Annotated in this window: 14 protein-coding genes and 1 tRNA gene; 8 read left to right on the plus strand and 7 right to left on the minus strand. The window is 45.3% G+C overall.

Going from position 1 to position 15,547, the window contains the following annotated elements; translation table 11 throughout:
• Positions 1–438: 438 nt before the first annotated feature.
• Positions 439–1,554 (plus strand): winged helix-turn-helix transcriptional regulator, encoded by a 1,116-nt coding sequence (locus VJ249_04270; protein HKZ93782.1) that lies wholly within the window; start codon positions 439–441, stop codon positions 1,552–1,554.
• 268 nt (positions 1,555–1,822) lie between these two features.
• On the opposite strand, the gene VJ249_04275 is transcribed toward VJ249_04270, so the two are convergent.
• Positions 1,823–1,938 (minus strand) — tRNA-Arg (locus tag VJ249_04275).
• A gap of 264 nt (positions 1,939–2,202) precedes the next feature.
• Between VJ249_04275 and VJ249_04280 the strand changes: the two genes are divergently transcribed.
• Positions 2,203–3,285 carry a carbohydrate kinase family protein gene (locus VJ249_04280; GenBank protein HKZ93783.1) on the plus strand — a complete coding sequence of 361 codons (1,083 nt, stop codon included), beginning with the start codon at positions 2,203–2,205 and terminating at the stop codon, positions 3,283–3,285.
• 4 nt (positions 3,286–3,289) lie between these two features.
• On the opposite strand, the gene VJ249_04285 is transcribed toward VJ249_04280, so the two are convergent.
• Both VJ249_04285 and VJ249_04290 read right to left on the minus strand, forming a co-directional pair.
• Positions 3,290–4,456 (minus strand): bifunctional phosphoglucose/phosphomannose isomerase, encoded by a 1,167-nt coding sequence (locus tag VJ249_04285; protein HKZ93784.1) that lies wholly within the window; start codon positions 4,454–4,456, stop codon positions 3,290–3,292.
• A 127-nt stretch (positions 4,457–4,583) separates the two neighbouring features.
• The gene (locus VJ249_04290) at positions 4,584–5,033 is read right to left on the minus strand and encodes a hypothetical protein (protein HKZ93785.1); all 450 of its coding nucleotides are present in this window, start codon (positions 5,031–5,033) and stop codon (positions 4,584–4,586) included.
• Positions 5,034–5,143: 110 nt separating this feature from the next.
• On the opposite strand from VJ249_04290, the gene VJ249_04295 reads away from it, so the two are divergent.
• The gene (locus VJ249_04295) at positions 5,144–5,566 is read left to right on the plus strand and encodes an Lsm family RNA-binding protein (protein HKZ93786.1); all 423 of its coding nucleotides are present in this window, start codon (positions 5,144–5,146) and stop codon (positions 5,564–5,566) included.
• Here the strand turns inward: VJ249_04295 and VJ249_04300 are convergent.
• Positions 5,563–6,318 carry a PAC2 family protein gene (locus VJ249_04300; GenBank protein ID HKZ93787.1) on the minus strand — a complete coding sequence of 252 codons (756 nt, stop codon included), beginning with the start codon at positions 6,316–6,318 and terminating at the stop codon, positions 5,563–5,565. The two genes, VJ249_04295 and VJ249_04300, sit on opposite strands and share 4 nt — an antisense overlap.
• Before the next feature lie 168 nt (positions 6,319–6,486).
• Here VJ249_04300 and VJ249_04305 point away from each other — a divergent pair, with 168 nt between their 5' ends.
• The 3 genes from VJ249_04305 (at position 6,487) to VJ249_04315 (ending at position 10,773) form a co-directional block, all read left to right on the plus strand.
• Positions 6,487–6,729 carry an Lrp/AsnC ligand binding domain-containing protein gene (locus VJ249_04305; protein ID HKZ93788.1) on the plus strand — a complete coding sequence of 81 codons (243 nt, stop codon included), beginning with the start codon at positions 6,487–6,489 and terminating at the stop codon, positions 6,727–6,729.
• Between the two features lie 765 nt (positions 6,730–7,494).
• Positions 7,495–8,628, plus strand: a complete 1,134-nt coding sequence (locus tag VJ249_04310; GenBank protein ID HKZ93789.1) for an FAD-dependent oxidoreductase — start codon at positions 7,495–7,497, stop codon at positions 8,626–8,628.
• 1,017 nt (positions 8,629–9,645) lie between these two features.
• Positions 9,646–10,773 (plus strand): hypothetical protein, encoded by a 1,128-nt coding sequence (locus VJ249_04315; protein HKZ93790.1) that lies wholly within the window; start codon positions 9,646–9,648, stop codon positions 10,771–10,773.
• A 246-nt stretch (positions 10,774–11,019) separates the two neighbouring features.
• Here the strand turns inward: VJ249_04315 and VJ249_04320 are convergent, their stop codons facing one another.
• The 3 genes from VJ249_04320 to VJ249_04330 all read right to left on the minus strand — a co-directional run bounded on the left by VJ249_04320 (position 11,020) and on the right by VJ249_04330 (position 13,731).
• Entirely contained in the window at positions 11,020–11,598 is a 579-nt protein-coding gene (locus VJ249_04320) for a hypothetical protein (GenBank protein ID HKZ93791.1), read from the minus strand.
• A gap of 169 nt (positions 11,599–11,767) precedes the next feature.
• Positions 11,768–12,790, minus strand: coding sequence for a radical SAM protein (locus VJ249_04325; protein HKZ93792.1), 1,023 nt, complete (start codon positions 12,788–12,790; stop codon positions 11,768–11,770).
• A gap of 176 nt (positions 12,791–12,966) precedes the next feature.
• Positions 12,967–13,731 carry a hypothetical protein gene (locus VJ249_04330; protein HKZ93793.1) on the minus strand — a complete coding sequence of 255 codons (765 nt, stop codon included), beginning with the start codon at positions 13,729–13,731 and terminating at the stop codon, positions 12,967–12,969.
• Positions 13,732–13,798: 67 nt separating this feature from the next.
• Between VJ249_04330 and VJ249_04335 the strand changes: the two genes are divergently transcribed.
• Both VJ249_04335 and VJ249_04340 read left to right on the plus strand, forming a co-directional pair.
• On the plus strand, positions 13,799–14,401 hold the full coding sequence (locus VJ249_04335) for an isoprenylcysteine carboxylmethyltransferase family protein (protein ID HKZ93794.1): 603 nt from the start codon (positions 13,799–13,801) through the stop codon (positions 14,399–14,401).
• A 134-nt stretch (positions 14,402–14,535) separates the two neighbouring features.
• Complete coding sequence (locus tag VJ249_04340; GenBank protein ID HKZ93795.1) at positions 14,536–15,543, plus strand: radical SAM protein; 1,008 nt, start codon at positions 14,536–14,538, stop codon at positions 15,541–15,543.
• Positions 15,544–15,547 lie beyond the last annotated feature (4 nt).

The raw sequence follows: 15,547 nt of genomic DNA on the forward strand, positions 1-15,547 counted from the left end.
GGTTCTATTAATATTAACTACACAGTGAGGATACAAGCCTCTTTTTGCTATTTTTGCAACACAATGGAGTCCAGTTGCAGAAAACAAAAATAGGACCTCGACATAATCTTTAGATAAGCCCGGAGGTGTAAAAGGACGAAAATAGCACCCTTCGTCTTGATGTGCATTGTAGTACTCGCTGTGGGTTCGAGCATCGGCTTTGCACTACTTTCGGACATGACGCTCCAATTGGAAACAAAGACCTCATTCGAAGGTCCAAAGCTCACGCAGACTGTGACACAGGCTTTTCACATAATGGGCGATCCAATCGACGACCCTAAGCCAAACAACCACAATAAATGAGACCTTAATCAAAGAAAAAAGCAGCGCACAAACCATAGACTGGGAGGGAGACTGTCTATAAGCCGGCTTGAAGACTACGAGTGGATGCTCCACTACATGAAGACACTTGACCCTGTCAACGCAAAAATCATCGAAGCCTTAGGTAAGAACGATCCACGCAACTTATTGGCGTTGGCCAAGAAAATCGGTCTTCCACCCACAACAGTAACGTTCCGCATCAAGAAACTGATGAAAGAAGACTTTCTCAAGATCAAAGCCAAGATCAACTCACATAAGCTCGGTTTGATGAAAGCAGTACTAATTGCCGCCACAAACCGAGGGCATATTGAAGCCTTGCTGAAGGCTGTTGAAAATGCCGGTTACTGGACATACACAGCGCATTGTTATGGAAGATTCAATGGAGTCTATGCGGTCTTCTCTTTTCCCTTCGAATACAAGGCAGCGCTCGAAGAGTATCTGGAGAAAGCCAGACAACTGGGCGTTATCTCAAACTATGTGCTTTTGTGGACAACGAACATCTTCGAAGTCGCTCCAAACTTCACGTGGTTTGACTTTAAACGCAAAGCCTGGAACTTTGCCTGGAACGAGTGGCAGAACGAAATCCTGACCTCATCATCAGAGCTTCCTGAGCGCCTCATTGACCCAAAGTCCTACGAAATCGAAGTGGACTACATCGATCTGCTCATTCTAAAGGAGCTGGAGAAAGATGGACTTCAGGACTTCACTGAACTTGCGAAGGTGACCAAGATTACGCCTCAGGCAGTGAGACATCGCTTCCTACAGCATGTTCTTAGACGGAACTTGGTCACTGAATACGAAGTTGCGATCTTTCCATATCCGTTACAGGTGTCGGATCTTTGCGCGTTTGTTTTTGATTTCGCCGATGAGAAAGCGATGGCCAAGTTTGCCAACTCTTTGATTGACAAACCCTTTGTGATTAACCGCGCCAAAGTTATAGGAAAGAACTCGCTTGTTGTCCATTTCTACATTCCCAAGGTTGAATTTTCCCACTTTGTCGAATTGTTGAATCGTCTAGCCGTTGAAGGGATTATTGAAGACTTTTTCTATGTATCATTGGACGTAGGATCATTCAAGCGTCAAACGGTCTCATACGAGTTCTTCAACAACGGCCAATGGACATACGAAGCATCAGGGACCGTTGACAAACTAACAAGAATCATGCCCATACAACTTAAAGCGAAAACCCCCTGAGAAAGAGCAAAGTCAACGTTTTATTTTTAACAAGCAGCCCTACTCCTTATGGTGAATTACAAAAAGTCTTTTAAGGCTGTTTGCTGTCTTATATACAACTCGTGAATGGAAGGTTAGGAAAAGAAGGTTTTCGAATCTTCTTTTACTCCTTTCTCTCTCTTCAGCTCTGCTAGCCTTCCATTCACAAACAGAAGTTACAGAGGCTTTGCGATATTGTCTCCTATGGTTTAAAACGTTTTTGGAATTATCTTCTATTGATTCTTAGAAGCGGGCGGGGTGGGATTTGAACCCACGACCACAAGCTCTCTTCGGTGTTTAGGAGGCTTGCGCCCTATCCGGGCTAGGCTTCGGTAGAGGTTCAGGTCAAACTCTCTATACCCGCCCAAGATCCGCCCGCCAATCTGTTAGCCCCATGGGCTGTTATAATAGTAGCGCCAATCGAACAGATCTTTCTATCTGACCCCCACCCATGTGACGTTATCCATTCTATTCGATGTGGATCCATGCATCTAAGATGGTCTAATGCACTTTCCGCGGCTTCTCCAAAACGTTCAACTCTACCTCGACATACTAAAGTTTCATTAGGACTACGATGGTTAAGACTTTCCCATAACAATTGATGAACAACGCTGAGAGAAGGTGAACAAATTGCTCTCATGGCTTGTAAACGATCTTCTTCGCGTTCTGAAACGGGCAAGACCCTACGAGTTCAAGGTTGTCGTCATGCCCGATTTCTTCATCGACCGCTTCGTTACATATCAGGGCAGTTCAGAAGAGTTCTCATCAGCAGTGGCTGAAGTCGCTGAGAGGAGAGGCGGAAACATACACGGAATCAAACAGATGGAATTGAGAGGCGGAAACGCGGCCAATACTGCCGCAGGCTTAGCATCTCTAGGCGCCAAGGTCTATCCGATCATAACAACGGACACATTTGGATTTCACCTCCTCAAGTTCTACTTGAGAGCCTTGGGCGCAGACCTTTCCTACATAAAAGACGATGGAGAAGTGGGTTTAACTACAGCCATTGAAATCACGCATGAGAAAGAAAGAGTTAACATTATGATGGGCGACTTGGGTTCTTTGCCTGATTTTGGTCCCAAGAATCTTGCCGAAAGGGACTTCAAACTGCTCAGGGAAGCTGACTATGTGGCCGTGTTCAATTGGGCTGCCACTCGTAAATGGGGCACCGAACTCGCACAGATCGTTTTCAGATATGTCAAAGAAAAGGGAAAGGCAAAAACGTACTTCGACTCAGGTGACCCTACCCCCAACAAAGAGAACATACCCAGACTTCTGAGAAACGTGCTCCAAGCTCGCCTGTCAGACGTGTTAAGCGTGAACGAAAACGAGGCCTTTCAATACGCCAGCCACTTAGACAAAAGAGTCAGACGATTAAGACGCAAGCTCGATCACCATGAAATGGCAAAGGAGTGTGCCCGGATCCTATCAAAGAATTTAACAATTCGTGTAGATCTTCACACCACGGCCTTCTCAGGGTCTTTTGTAAAAGATAACGAGGTTATGGTGCCCGCTTTTCCAGTTAAAGGACTGCGATCTACAGGTGCGGGAGACTCATGGAACGCAGGCAACATCTACGGCGATGTACTCAAACTTCCAGACTCGTGTAGACTGACATTGGCCAACGCAGTTGCAGCTTATTATGTCTCCAGCCCAAAGGCAGAGCATCCTACCCTACCTAAGCTGATCGAATTCTGCCAAGAAAGAACGTAGACAACTAACCGCCTACGAACTTCAGAATCCTTTGTTCCAACCTGTCTAGAGTTCGAAGACGCTCAGTAACCTCATATTTGAGAATCTTGAAGGTCTCCGAGGCTATCGGGTCTCTGCGATGCAGTACAGAAAGGTAGAGACTTATCATATCAGCGGTGAAAAGCAAATAGAACATCCTAGTCAACAGGTTTTCGCCTTGGGCCCAGATTTCAAGAACGCTCTTGGCCCTTTTTTCAAAGAACCTTGCTTTCAATGTCTCGATGCGCGTACTCACTTCTTTGGGTTCATCTTCACTTCGTAACAAAACTAATGTGTAGTGCTTGAGAATCTTCGACGATGCTTCCCAACTCATGATTTCATTATGATTCAACTCAGGAAAAACGTCACATCTGGCTGGTAGCTTGCAATTCTCGTTCACTTGCGTCTTGAAACGCAAGCCCACGCTACGATACGGTCCGTGAGCATAAATTACAGGAATTGTTCCGAAAATCTGTAGAGCTGCTTTCTTTGCAGAGTTTCTCTCAATCCGAGATTCGATCGTGTACTCCTTGGTCAACCTTTCAACCATACGTGTGGCTGCCGCCACTTCTTTGTTAACTTTGTCGTAAGGTAAGATCTTGAACCTAGCTAAGACGTAGGGAATTGGAGCAAATAGATATGGAAATGAGACGCGGGCAGCGGCCATCTTTGGCAATCCGATTACTGGCAGACCGAGAGCTTTGTTAACTCGTGCTAGAGCTCCATCTGAAGAAATTGAAACAATGACACAGCCCTTGTTCAATGCATCCAACATGCAACTCAACGTTTCTTCAGTGCTGCCCGAAAAGCTAATCAGGAAAGTCAGTGTTTCGTCATCAGCGTATCTTGGAAGGTGGTAACCTCGTACAGATTCCATTGGCACAGTTACGTCAGCGTTAAGCCAGTCTCGAGTTAGATCGCCTGCAATCGCGGAGCCGCCCATGCCAGCAAAGACCACCTTGTTCACGTTTCTCGAATAGTCAATGACGCTTCTGCCGACTTCAACCTTATTTGGCATCTTGAAGTTTTTGATATTTTTTACGGCTTTTTTCATGTTTTGGGCAAACTCTAACTCGTCCTTGAACGAGCATTGGGGGTCAAGAGCCAATATTGCGTCTTTATCGTCAAGAACCGCTAAGTGTGTGGTTTTCATTTTGCACAGCTCGAATCTGCGTGGTCAGTCTAGACTCTTTTCTCTTGGAGGCAGTTTTAAAAGTTAATGTACGGGTTTGGCTCCGGGCGTGGACGGCAGAAGCTGAGAGCTTTAAACTCGCCTCATACTATGCTCTTTTCCCCGTTTTCTTGTAGAATTCCCGTGCCACAGAAATTGCTCGTTCAGCGTTTTCTTTTTTGCCAAAGTATTCGAAAGCTCTTTTGAATTCGTAGTCGGGTTCGACTTCGGCGGCTTTCTTGAAGAATTTCTGGACTTGTTGCAGTTTTCCTTCATAGAGGGCTATTTGACCAGCCACTTGATACTCGATTCGGGCGTTTCTGAGTTTTTGGTCCTCTTCGTATTGCTGTCCTTTTTCCGCGTGGAAGTCGGTTCCTTCTTTCACTGTGGTTTCTGGGTTCAGGAGAAGTGTTCTGCTCATTGCTTCGTAGAGTTCCTTGTTGCCGTTGCAGAGTTCGTCGAGCAAGGTTCTCTCTGTTGATAACGTTGCTGCTTGTCTCTCTTTCGCCGTCTCTGTTGGTTGCTTTTCCTTTTTTCGGAAAAGACCTAGTGGAGTCATGGTGGCTTGTTTATGTTTAATTGGGATAAAAAAGTTGCTACGTGGGTTGGGGTGAAAAGTCTTTTAATGGTCGAGGGTGAATTAGTGCGGAAAGGTGAAAGCTGTTGTCGGTGTCTCAGAGGAAGTTCGTCACTGAGGTTGGCGCTTTGGTTGATAAGGTTGTTTCCGTGGTTACTGTAGATGGCAAATCATATGTGGGTAGTTTGGTGGGAATTAATCCGGATAATTTGAGTCTTTGTTTGGCTGAGGCTAAGGATGAGAAGGGAGTGGTGATTCATCGCGCTATTCTGAATGGTTCTGTTGTGGCTCAGATTCTGGCGATTGAGAAGCCGTTTAATCTAAGGGCGTTGGCTGATCGGTTGGAGAAGGTGTTTCCCACGCTGGTCAAATTGTATGAGGACAAGGGGTTCATTTGGGTTATGGACAAAATCAAGGTGACTGAGAAAGGTGTTGTTGAAGGTTCAGGGCCTGCGGCTGAAAGGGTTCAAAAAGTGCATTCGCAGTTTCTCAGTGAAATCAAGGGTCAAAGTTAGATGCGCCAGCCGGAAGGTTCCTCTTTTCTTTTTTCTTCTGTGGTTTGGGATAGTAGTCCAAAGGATTTGAGGATTTCGCGTGTGCTTTCGACTGCTTTGTCGAGATGAGTCATGTCTGCTTGTAGGTGTAGCATTTTGTTGATTGCTGTGAGGACTTCGCGGGCGGCTGTGGCGTCTGCGTGGAAGCCGGGTGTTTCTGCGAGGAGGCAGAAGCCGTGTATGTTCCATAGTGGGCTTAGGCCTATGAGTAGTCCTGCTATGCCGAAGATTTGGCCTTCGATGATTTCTGCGCCTATGTTGAGTGCGTCCTTTAAGGCCTCTGGGTCTGAGGCGGCGCAGTAGAGTTTTGGTGGTTTGGTGATTTTTTCTTCGCGTCTTAGGCCTCCTAGTGTGATGACGTAGTGGCAGTTTAGGTCTTTGGCTGTGTCTAGGGTTTTTCCTGCGAGTTCGTATTGTCCTGTTGTGGTTAGGGCTTGGGTGTTTCCGTAGAGTATGATGAGGTCGCGTTCTTCGTTGTTTTTGGCTTTGTGGTAGTATAGTTCGTTTGTTGGGAATCTTGCTTTGCCGTTGCCTGATGTGATGGCTAGGTCTTGGAAGCTTGAGGAGTGGATTTCGCCGAATAACGGAGCGTTTAGCTCGTTTATGAGGTGTAGTGCGGCTATGTTGGCGACGAATCCGATGCCGGGTAAGCCTTCGATTAGGATGGGGTCGTTTAATGTGGGTTTTTCGGTTAGGTGGACTGTGCAGACCATGGTTTTTTCTCTCTCGGCAGAAGCGATTTTCGCTGTGATGTTCTTATCTGCTTCCTAGGTTCATGCAAGTTATTAAGTCATCTGTTGTGTGAGCGACTGCGTTTATGGATGGAGTAGTAACTGTTAAATTCGTGCAGTTTGTATTCTGAGCGGAAATGGTGATTGTGTATGGTGATGGCGTTTATTTTGTTGAAGGTGGGCACGGGGGAGCAGTTGAACACGGCTAAGGCGGCGAAGGAGGATATGTTGAAGGTTAAAGGTGTGAGGAATGTTTATGGTGTTTTTGGTCGTTATGACCTTGTGGTGCATGTTGAGGCGCCGAGTTTGGAGGAGCTTTCGCGGATTATTATGGATAACATTAGGGCTGTGCCGGGCGTGTTGTCTACTGAATCATTGATCATAGGCTACTAGAAGAAAGTGTGTGGGCGTTCTGCATTGGTTAGCGGCTAGAGGCTAATACGTTGAGTGCTGAAAAATTTTTTACGCGGTGAAAGTTCTACTTTTCAGTTTGTGTTCTGCCGTCTGTTGCTGGTTCTGAATGGTGTTTCTGGCGCTGTTGACTCGTGTTTTAGCGTGACGTTCAATGTTGGTAAGCGTGACGTTTCATGTTGGTAAGCGTGACGTTTGCGTATGTTAAGTGGCTCTGCGGGAAATGAAATTTCAATAGAAGAAGGCGCTAGTTCCCTTTAGCCTTCTTCTACCATGTTGCAGGTGCGTTGTGCGGCTGAAGCTGTGTGCGCGTCGTCGTCAGAACTGTTCCTAATGACGATGTCATCCTGAATAGTGGCTGGGGCTGCTTGAACAGTTGTAGTTGAACAAGCAAACCCAGATTGTTTGTGCATCGTGAATGTTGACTGCAGGAATACGGAGGCGGGTTTCTGTTTTCATGTGTTATTAACTCCCGCTTAGAAATAGTAATAACACCGACGCGGTTTGCCGGAGCTGGTTTCTTGTTCATGTGTTATTAATTTCCGCTTAGAACAAGTAATGATATCTTCTTCAGGGGTCGGTTCAGGAAGTAGATGGTCTGTGCCGCGTGGTTTGTGAACTACTTCTGGACACGCCACGATTTCATCAAGCAAACTCATATTCATCGCCCACTTCAGACCATAAAGGTTTAAAACAATGCATATAAGTTCAGGAAAGTATCGTGTTTTTTGGTTGGTTCGATTTTTTATGAAGCCGTTGGTAATTCTTGGAGCTGGGTATGGCGGTTTGTTGACGGCGGTCAAACTGGAGGAGAAAGCCGGGCATTTGGAGGATGTTGAGATTGTGCTTGTTGATCGTAATGATTATCATCGGTATTTGCATCTTGCCTATGAAGTTGTCACGAGTGTTAAGAAAGTTTCTGATATTACGATACCTTTGAGTGAGTTGTTGGAGAGGCGTAAGATTCGTTTTTTTCAGGCAAGCGTGTATGCAATTGACTTGGCGAAAAAGGTGGTGAAGACCGATAAAGGCGATGTGCCTTACTATGAGCTTGTGGTTGCGCTTGGGAGTGAACCGAGCTACTATCATATTAAGGGGGTTGAGAAACATTCTTTTTGTGTTAGTTCGGTTGAGGCAGCTGCGCAGATTAGGGATGCCTTGAAGAAGGTTGTGGCGCAGGAGGAGAACCCGAAGATTGTGGTTGGCGGTGGAGGCTTTACGGGTGTCGAGTTGGCAGCTGAAATCGCGGATGAGCTAGAATGCTGCGTCACCATTATTGAAGGGGCTGAAGCCTTGCTTCCATTGTGGGGTATTCCAGAGTTTTCTCGAAAGGTGACTGAAGTCTTGGCCGAGATGGGAGTGAAATTCATCTTCGGCAAATTCATTGTCGAGGCCAAGCCAGATGCTATTGTTTTGAATGATGGTAGCCAAGTTGAGTGTTCTCTTTTTGTTTGGGCTGGTGGGATTCAGAGCTCTCGGGTAGCCAGTAGGAGTGGGTTGAAGACTGGAAAGGATGGTAGGGTGGTGATTAGCGAGTTTTGCGAGGCTGTTGGGTTTCCAGGCATCTACGTGGTCGGTGATTGTGCTCTTGTGGTTGATTCTAGAACTGGGGATGTTCTTCCGCAGTGTATTGAAGTTGCCTTGCAGCAAGCTGAAGTTGTGGCTAAGAATTTGTATGCTGATGTGACTGAAGGCGAAAAGACAATTTACGTTCCGAAGTTTAGTGGGTTAATCTTGGCTGTAGGTGAGAGATACGGCATTGGGAGAATTTCCGGAGTAAAGCTGGAAGGACGGCTTGCGCAGACTATTAAGAAGATGATTCACTTGCATTACGTTTATCAAATAGCTGGGCTTGGACAAGTATTAAGGGAAGCCGTGTAGGCAAGCGCAACCACGAACTGTAGCATAACAAGGATGCACTTTTCTTGGAGCGCGCGTTTAGCGGTTAGGGGCTAGTACGTTGAGTGCAGAAAAATTTTTTTGCGGTGAAAGTTAGACTTTTCTGGTGCGTTCTAGGCGCTGTTGCGGGTTCTGTATGGCCTTCTTGGGGCTGTTTGGTGGTGTTCTTGCGTGACGTTCTATGTTGTTATGCGTGACGTTTAATGTTGGTATGCGTGGCTTTTGAGTATGTTGTGGCTGTGGCTGTGACGACTGTGTGCAAGAAGAAGGAGAGATTCCCTTAAGCCCGTCTTCTACGAGTTGCAGCGCGCTTTTTGGCTGAAGCTGTATGGACATCGTCGTCAGAGTGTTCCGAGTGACATCAACGCCCAGCATGCCTGCGGGCAGGTTTGGACAGTTGCAGTTGAACATGGAAGCGTAGACTGTTTGTGAGCGGTCTGAATTTTCATGAGTCGTTAACTTTCGCTAAGAGATTGTAATAACACCGAGCTGGCTTTACTCAGAAGTAGTAGTCCGAGCCGTGTGTACGTTGACTACTACTTCTATGTTGATGGGCGGCTGGCTGTGTGAGTGTTGATGCCCAACTGCTCTTAGTGTCATCAACAAGTGCTAGTGTACAGAGAAAGGTGTTGGAGTTGTTGTTGACGTTGAAGGGTCTGCTACAACAACATCTTGAATGCTAGAGGATGGGTTTCTGTTTTCATGTGTCATTAATTTCCGCTTAGAACAAGTAATGACCTCTTCTTCAAGGGTCGGTTCAGGAAGTAGACGGTCTGCGCCGCGTACCTGAGAAATGAAAGACCGACTTGGAACCCTAGGCTCGTTGCCCTAGGGTGATTATATGCGGATACGCATTCCTTCTAAGAAGGTATGCGAAAGGTTCCTACTAGTCTACGAGCTTAAAGATTGCCAGAAAGCTGTTGCCCTTTCTAACTAGCTAAGGGCGCGCGCGTAATCGCTCGAAAAAGTAATATATAATTTTCAATCTATCGTTGTTCAATGACTCATCATAGAATTGAAAATACAGAAGACATCACCGGTTTTTCTCTGACTGCTGCACGGAAAGGAGATAAGGTTAAAGTCGCAGTGAAAGGTTTCATCACATCAAATGAAAAATTATTTTTCATTGGCATCAGGGACATTTATGATATTTTTCTGCAATCATTTATTCAATTGGAAGAATGTAATCGATTCTTAATACTACGTCATAAAAACAAGAGTGCGGATGTTTATGTTAATGATTTTGAACGAGTGCTGCGATGTATCTCAAAAGGGGAATTGATACCTGGACAATTAGTGAAAAAAAACGATATTGCCGATATAGTGGCCCTAGAATTTCCTAGTATCGAAATTTCCAAAACTGATGCAATCATTTTTTGTATGAGGGTGGGTTGGAAATTCGGTCTATATTTTAATTTTTCTGCAAATCCTAATCTTGCCAGAGGGATTGAGTTAGATTTATCCCAAATCAGTCATGAATTAGGCTATGCCTATCGATTTCTATTGTTTGAAGATGAATATGAATTAATTAAGAATAGCGAATTATATCCAAAAATGCTTTCCGATGGATGGTTCCCATTTATCGAATTAATTGGCGCTGATTACCAAGAACTATCAAACTTATACTCACGTCAATGGTTAGACCAAATTGATGATTTCTTAGAGAGATTTGATGAAGGCAGAATTAATAATATGACAAAGTCTTGGTGGTCTAGAAAGCAATTTCAGGGTAAGCGAAAATTATTAGAAGCAGGAATATCAGCCTTCTTGCAAGGCAGCAATTCAGGTTATATTAATTGTATAAATACACTTTATCCTCAGATAGAAGGAATTATAGGTTTGGAATTTTTTAAGGAACATGGTAGAAAACCTAGCTTTAAAGAATTAAAGGAATATATCCGAAATAAAGCTCAAAATAGATTCTCTTCTGAAGATTCTCTTGGATTTCCTGAATATTTTTATGAATATTTAGATAAAGACATTTTTCAAAAATTCGACCTATTAACTGGAAAAATTGATTTAGCACGACATTCTTCAGCTCATGGTTATGCAAAACAAGAAGATTTTACAAAAGTAAAAGCTCTGCAAGCATTATTAATTTTGAATCAAATTTTTTTCTATCTATAAGATTAACCACGCTCAACCGAGAGGCGCGCGTGGTGAAGGCATGAGCGCAAGCGAATGCCGACAATGCGAAGGGACGGAGGAAAAAAAACAGGAGGAGGGGATAGAAATTCTATCCCAAACCCAACGGAGACGTTAATGGACAACGGGGAAAGGACAACCAATTATGGGTTAGCGCGCATGTCCCACGTAAGCAAATGTGCCGAACATAGAATCGTAATTGTGTAAGGGTCCTAATTAAGCGGATGTTTACGTTGTTGGTAGCATCTTCTGCGCTCGGACGGCTGAGCTAACTGCTTCACCCAGTATAGCTTCATCCGGAGGTGAAGGTCCAGAGTACCAGAAGGGTGGACCGTTGATGCCGTCGATGCTGGCGTAATTGATGATATTAGAGTATGCTCTGTTCACTTGCACTCCGACGTCGTAGATTGTTTTTCCCAAGCTTTCTACGCTGGAGACGTTTATTGTTGAGAAGTACGCCGCGATATATCTCAGGGTCCCTACCATCTCCCGGATGGTCATTAACTGAATCTCGTGTTCTTCGTCCAATCTAATGAGCAGCCCCAGCGAGACGTCTGAGTAGTCCAGCTCGTTTATGAGGCATCTCTTGCGAGTTGTGTCAAGTTCGGAATCAATTGGCAGTAGGCCTGAAGCAGACTCGATGTGGTTGCTGAAGCGGGCTCCCTCTCGAACCATTGAGGCCCACTGTTTGTGGATGTCAATTCTCTGCATTGTCCAAACAATTCCAGCTGCAACTCCAGCTCCTACTACTACAACCAGAAGCAGTGAAAATATCAAAAAATGCTTCAAACTTATTGAAGACTGCATGTCAAACATCTCGCACTCGATTATTGAGTTAAAAGCCAAATTAAATCTTATCACGACTTGTCTCGAGCCGCGCGCGCTTCGTCGTCGCAAGAAGTGTGTGTGTGGATAGAAATTCTATGCACAGGCATTGGCATTCTTAATAGTCTTGCCGGCCCACTTCTTCAGAACATTAGATCATCCAAATATTGCGTTTCAGGTCGTCGAATATTTGGGAGCAGCAGAGTGATGAGAACGATGTTTCCATGTGCATGGATTCTGCTAGTTTTATGGCTTGTTCGGCTGGAAAGGCTATGGCGTTTACTCCAGCTTTGACAGCCATCATGTCTGTTTCTGTTTTGTGTTTTCCTTTTGGTCTCATGCAGCCCAATACCAAGGGAGTTTTAGGCAACATCAAACGCGAAGCAACCAACACTCTGGCAACATCTGCGGGCTTGGGCGGCGTGGCTGTTTCCATCATGGTGCCATGAATCGGCATAAGAGCAATTACTATGACAGCGCTGGGCGAATATTTGGCAATCATCTCTAAGGCTTCAAACTCGCCCTTCAACCTGCCATAATGCAAGCCTACAAGCACGTGAGGCACCAACGGAATCCCAGACTCATGCAACACTCGCAATGATCTGTCATAATCAGCCACAGAAACATTGAGCTGATAAATCTCCCGAATCGTCTCATCCGAACCAATAATGTCAATTAAAGCCGCGTCCACACCCGCATCCGCAAGCCGCCCAGCCAACTCACTGTCAATGACGCCTGTGTGCACCACAACAGTCAAGCCGAGAGTTTTCTTCACCTCAGCAATCGCGTCAACAAACCGCTCCAAAGGAACAGAACCATCAGGCAAGCAGCCACCGCTAATGAGACAGCCCGAGCCACCCTTCGCCTTAACATCCTTACACACTTCAACAAGGCGCTGAGGCGACAGCGCAGGCAACATCGTGTTCAAAACCTTGCCGCCACAATGCTTACACTTCAACGCGCAAGAAGAGCCTGTCACAGATATGGAAGGAAACGCCGAGGGCGATGAACAAAAACGCTCAGACCGGTAATACATGAAGCTCGGCGCATAAAACCGAATCCGCCTACCAAAACTCCTCCAACTAACCTCACGCGCCTCAGCCAACCATTGCTCAAGCGCCTTATCATCAGCCTTAAGCACACTCTGAAGCTTATCTCTCCAAGTCTGGGTCATGAGCAAATGCACGCCTGTGAAATGTTGAGTAAATATTAAGGCAGCATTATTAACCTACTCCTTGGGTCATCATAAACAATGTATGGCTTGCTTTCACTGAAGCGCAGAGACAAGACCGAGAGAAAAATGAAACCAACGTCTGTGCTAGGTATTCGTGTTCAATGAAAACTATGGCATTATGGAGGAGGTTCCCCTCTCGGTCCCTTAAGTGTTACATAGACAATGGTAGTGATGCCTGCGATAATGCCTGCGATGAGAAGAGCCCCAAACAAAAGACCCAGAAATACACCAATAGCACTAGCAAGGGAAGAATATGGGGACGCTGGCGTGCGTGGCATCCACATAGCGAAAACCAGAAAGATTGAACCAACGATGGATACATACCAACTTGAAAGGAAGATCTCCCAGGGCTTCAATTTTATCCTGAATATCCCATAGACTACTATGGATATGGCTTCAAGCAAGAGAGCGATGGGATAGATGAAAACCACTCCCATCTCAAATAAGGCGTTAACTGGGTAGACACTATAAGTATGTGGCGCTACAACGCCCAGCCAAACAATGAAGTAAGCAAAACCCGTCCCTATCAAGAACAGAGTGAAAGTTTTAATGAAAAACCCCAAAAGCCTCGCAGGTTTCGCTTCATCCCTTAAGATCCACCTGACAGCAAGAACCGCAAACACAAGTAGCGGAAGAACATGAAGGATAGAAACATTCTCTGCCCAGACCAACCAAGCTACTCCAAGCAAAGCCAAAAGCGTAATTGCTAGGTTCAGCCTGCCTTTCTCCTTTTTCAGCAAACCCCACACAGTTAGAACAACAGCACTGGCTAATAATAGACGAGCAACAAAATCCCATACACTCCTAAACAAGATTAACCAAACCGCGATCAGTAGGATCACAAACGCGAATACCAAGGTCTTCTTGGATTTCTCTACCATAACCTCTCCTTCAGAACCATTAATCATTTCAAGTCGCATTAATAATTTAAGGAGAAAGGCTCCTTACATGAGGAATGCATTGTTAAGGAGAGAAATTATGTCACTTGTACCAGAATTTGAGTTAGGCTTGTGGAACGCCTGGATTTTCATGGTTCCCTCTTTATTACTTATCCTTCTTTGGCTTCTCGTGATGACAAAGAAACGTGCACCCGCAGCAGGTATGCGTCTGTCCAAGACTAAGCTTTCATTTTGCCTTTTTTCCAAGCTTATTTATTTTGTAGCCGTGATGTACTCTGTTTTCCTACCGCTAAAATTAGGTACGATATGGTTCTACGTAGGTCTTCCAATTACGCTAATAGGATTAGTTGGGAGCATGGTAACTGTGGTGAATTGGGCTAATACCCCAGCTGGCGAACTGGTTACCAGAGGGCTCTATCGTTTTTCAAGACATCCTGGTTATGTTACTGAAGTTTTGGTTCTTTTGGGTGTAAGTATAGCTTCGGCTTCATGGGTTTTCTTGTTGTTTCCCATCATAATTGGAGGTGGAGCCGCATATTTCATAAAGATGGAAGAAGCTCAAACCCTTGGACATTATGGTACTGCCTACCGAGAATACATGAATAGAACTCCAAGGTGGATAGGAACACCGAAATCAGAGAAAAAGGACTAGCATCCATTCGTTTCAGTTTTCAACTTGTAGAGGAAATTAAGGTAACCTTATGGTTGCATTAATAATTTAAGGAGAAATCAACGTCTAGTTCTTAGAATGACCAAGACTTGCTCCAATCAAGAAAAAAAGCGAACATGAGCACTGAACAGGATGTGCCAGAGAAAATCCGAGTTTCAGTAGGCTCCGCCATAGTACTCGGACTGCTAAAAGGCAAGCTGGACGCACCGCCCACAACAATCTACATGCTCACTTACCGAGAGGGAAAATGCCTCGCCAACTGCGGCTTCTGCCCCCAAGCCAGAACAAGCTCAAGCCGAGCTGACATGCTGGCACGCGTAACATGGCCACCTTTCCAGACCACGCAGGTCATAGAAAAAATAGCATCATCAGCAGAGAGAGGCACAGTGAAACGCGTGTGCATCCAAGCATTAAACTATCCCACAGTCCACAAAGACCTAACACACCTCACAAGACTGATTCATTCAAGCTCAAACGTGCCAATTTCCCTATCCTGCCCACCATTCACTAAGGCACAGTTCAAGGAATTAGCGGAGGCACGCGCAGACCGCATCAGCATAGCATTAGACGCAGCCACAGAACAACTCTTCAACAAAGTCAAAGGCGCAGAAACACAAAGCCCCTACCACTGGAAACAACAACACCAAGCCCTAAAAGAAGCCGTTGAAATCTTCGGCAAAAACCAAGTCTACACACACCTCATCGTAGGCTTAGGAGAAACAGAAAAAGAAATAATCCATGCCATTCAGCAGTGCACAGATTCAGGCGTCTACCCAAGCCTATTTGCGTTCACACCAATCTCAGGCACATCATTAGAAAACATGCATCAACCACCAATCGAAACCTACAGACGCATCCAACTGGCACGACACCTTATAATCCATGGAAAAACACGCTACGAAAACATGAAATTCGACCCGGAACAGCGCATCAAAGACTTCGGCATACCAAAAACCCAACTACACCAAGTCATACAAGAAGGCACACCATTCTGCACATCAGGATGCCCCGAATGCAACAGACCATACTACAACGAACGACCAGGCGGACCAATGTACAACTTTCCAAGGCAACCGTTGCCAGATGAAGTAAACGAAATAACGAGACAGCTAAACGAAGGATAAACTA

Source organism: Candidatus Bathyarchaeia archaeon, from assembly GCA_035283685.1.
Taxonomy (GTDB): domain Archaea; phylum Thermoproteota; class Bathyarchaeia; order Bathyarchaeales; family Bathyarchaeaceae; genus DATETJ01.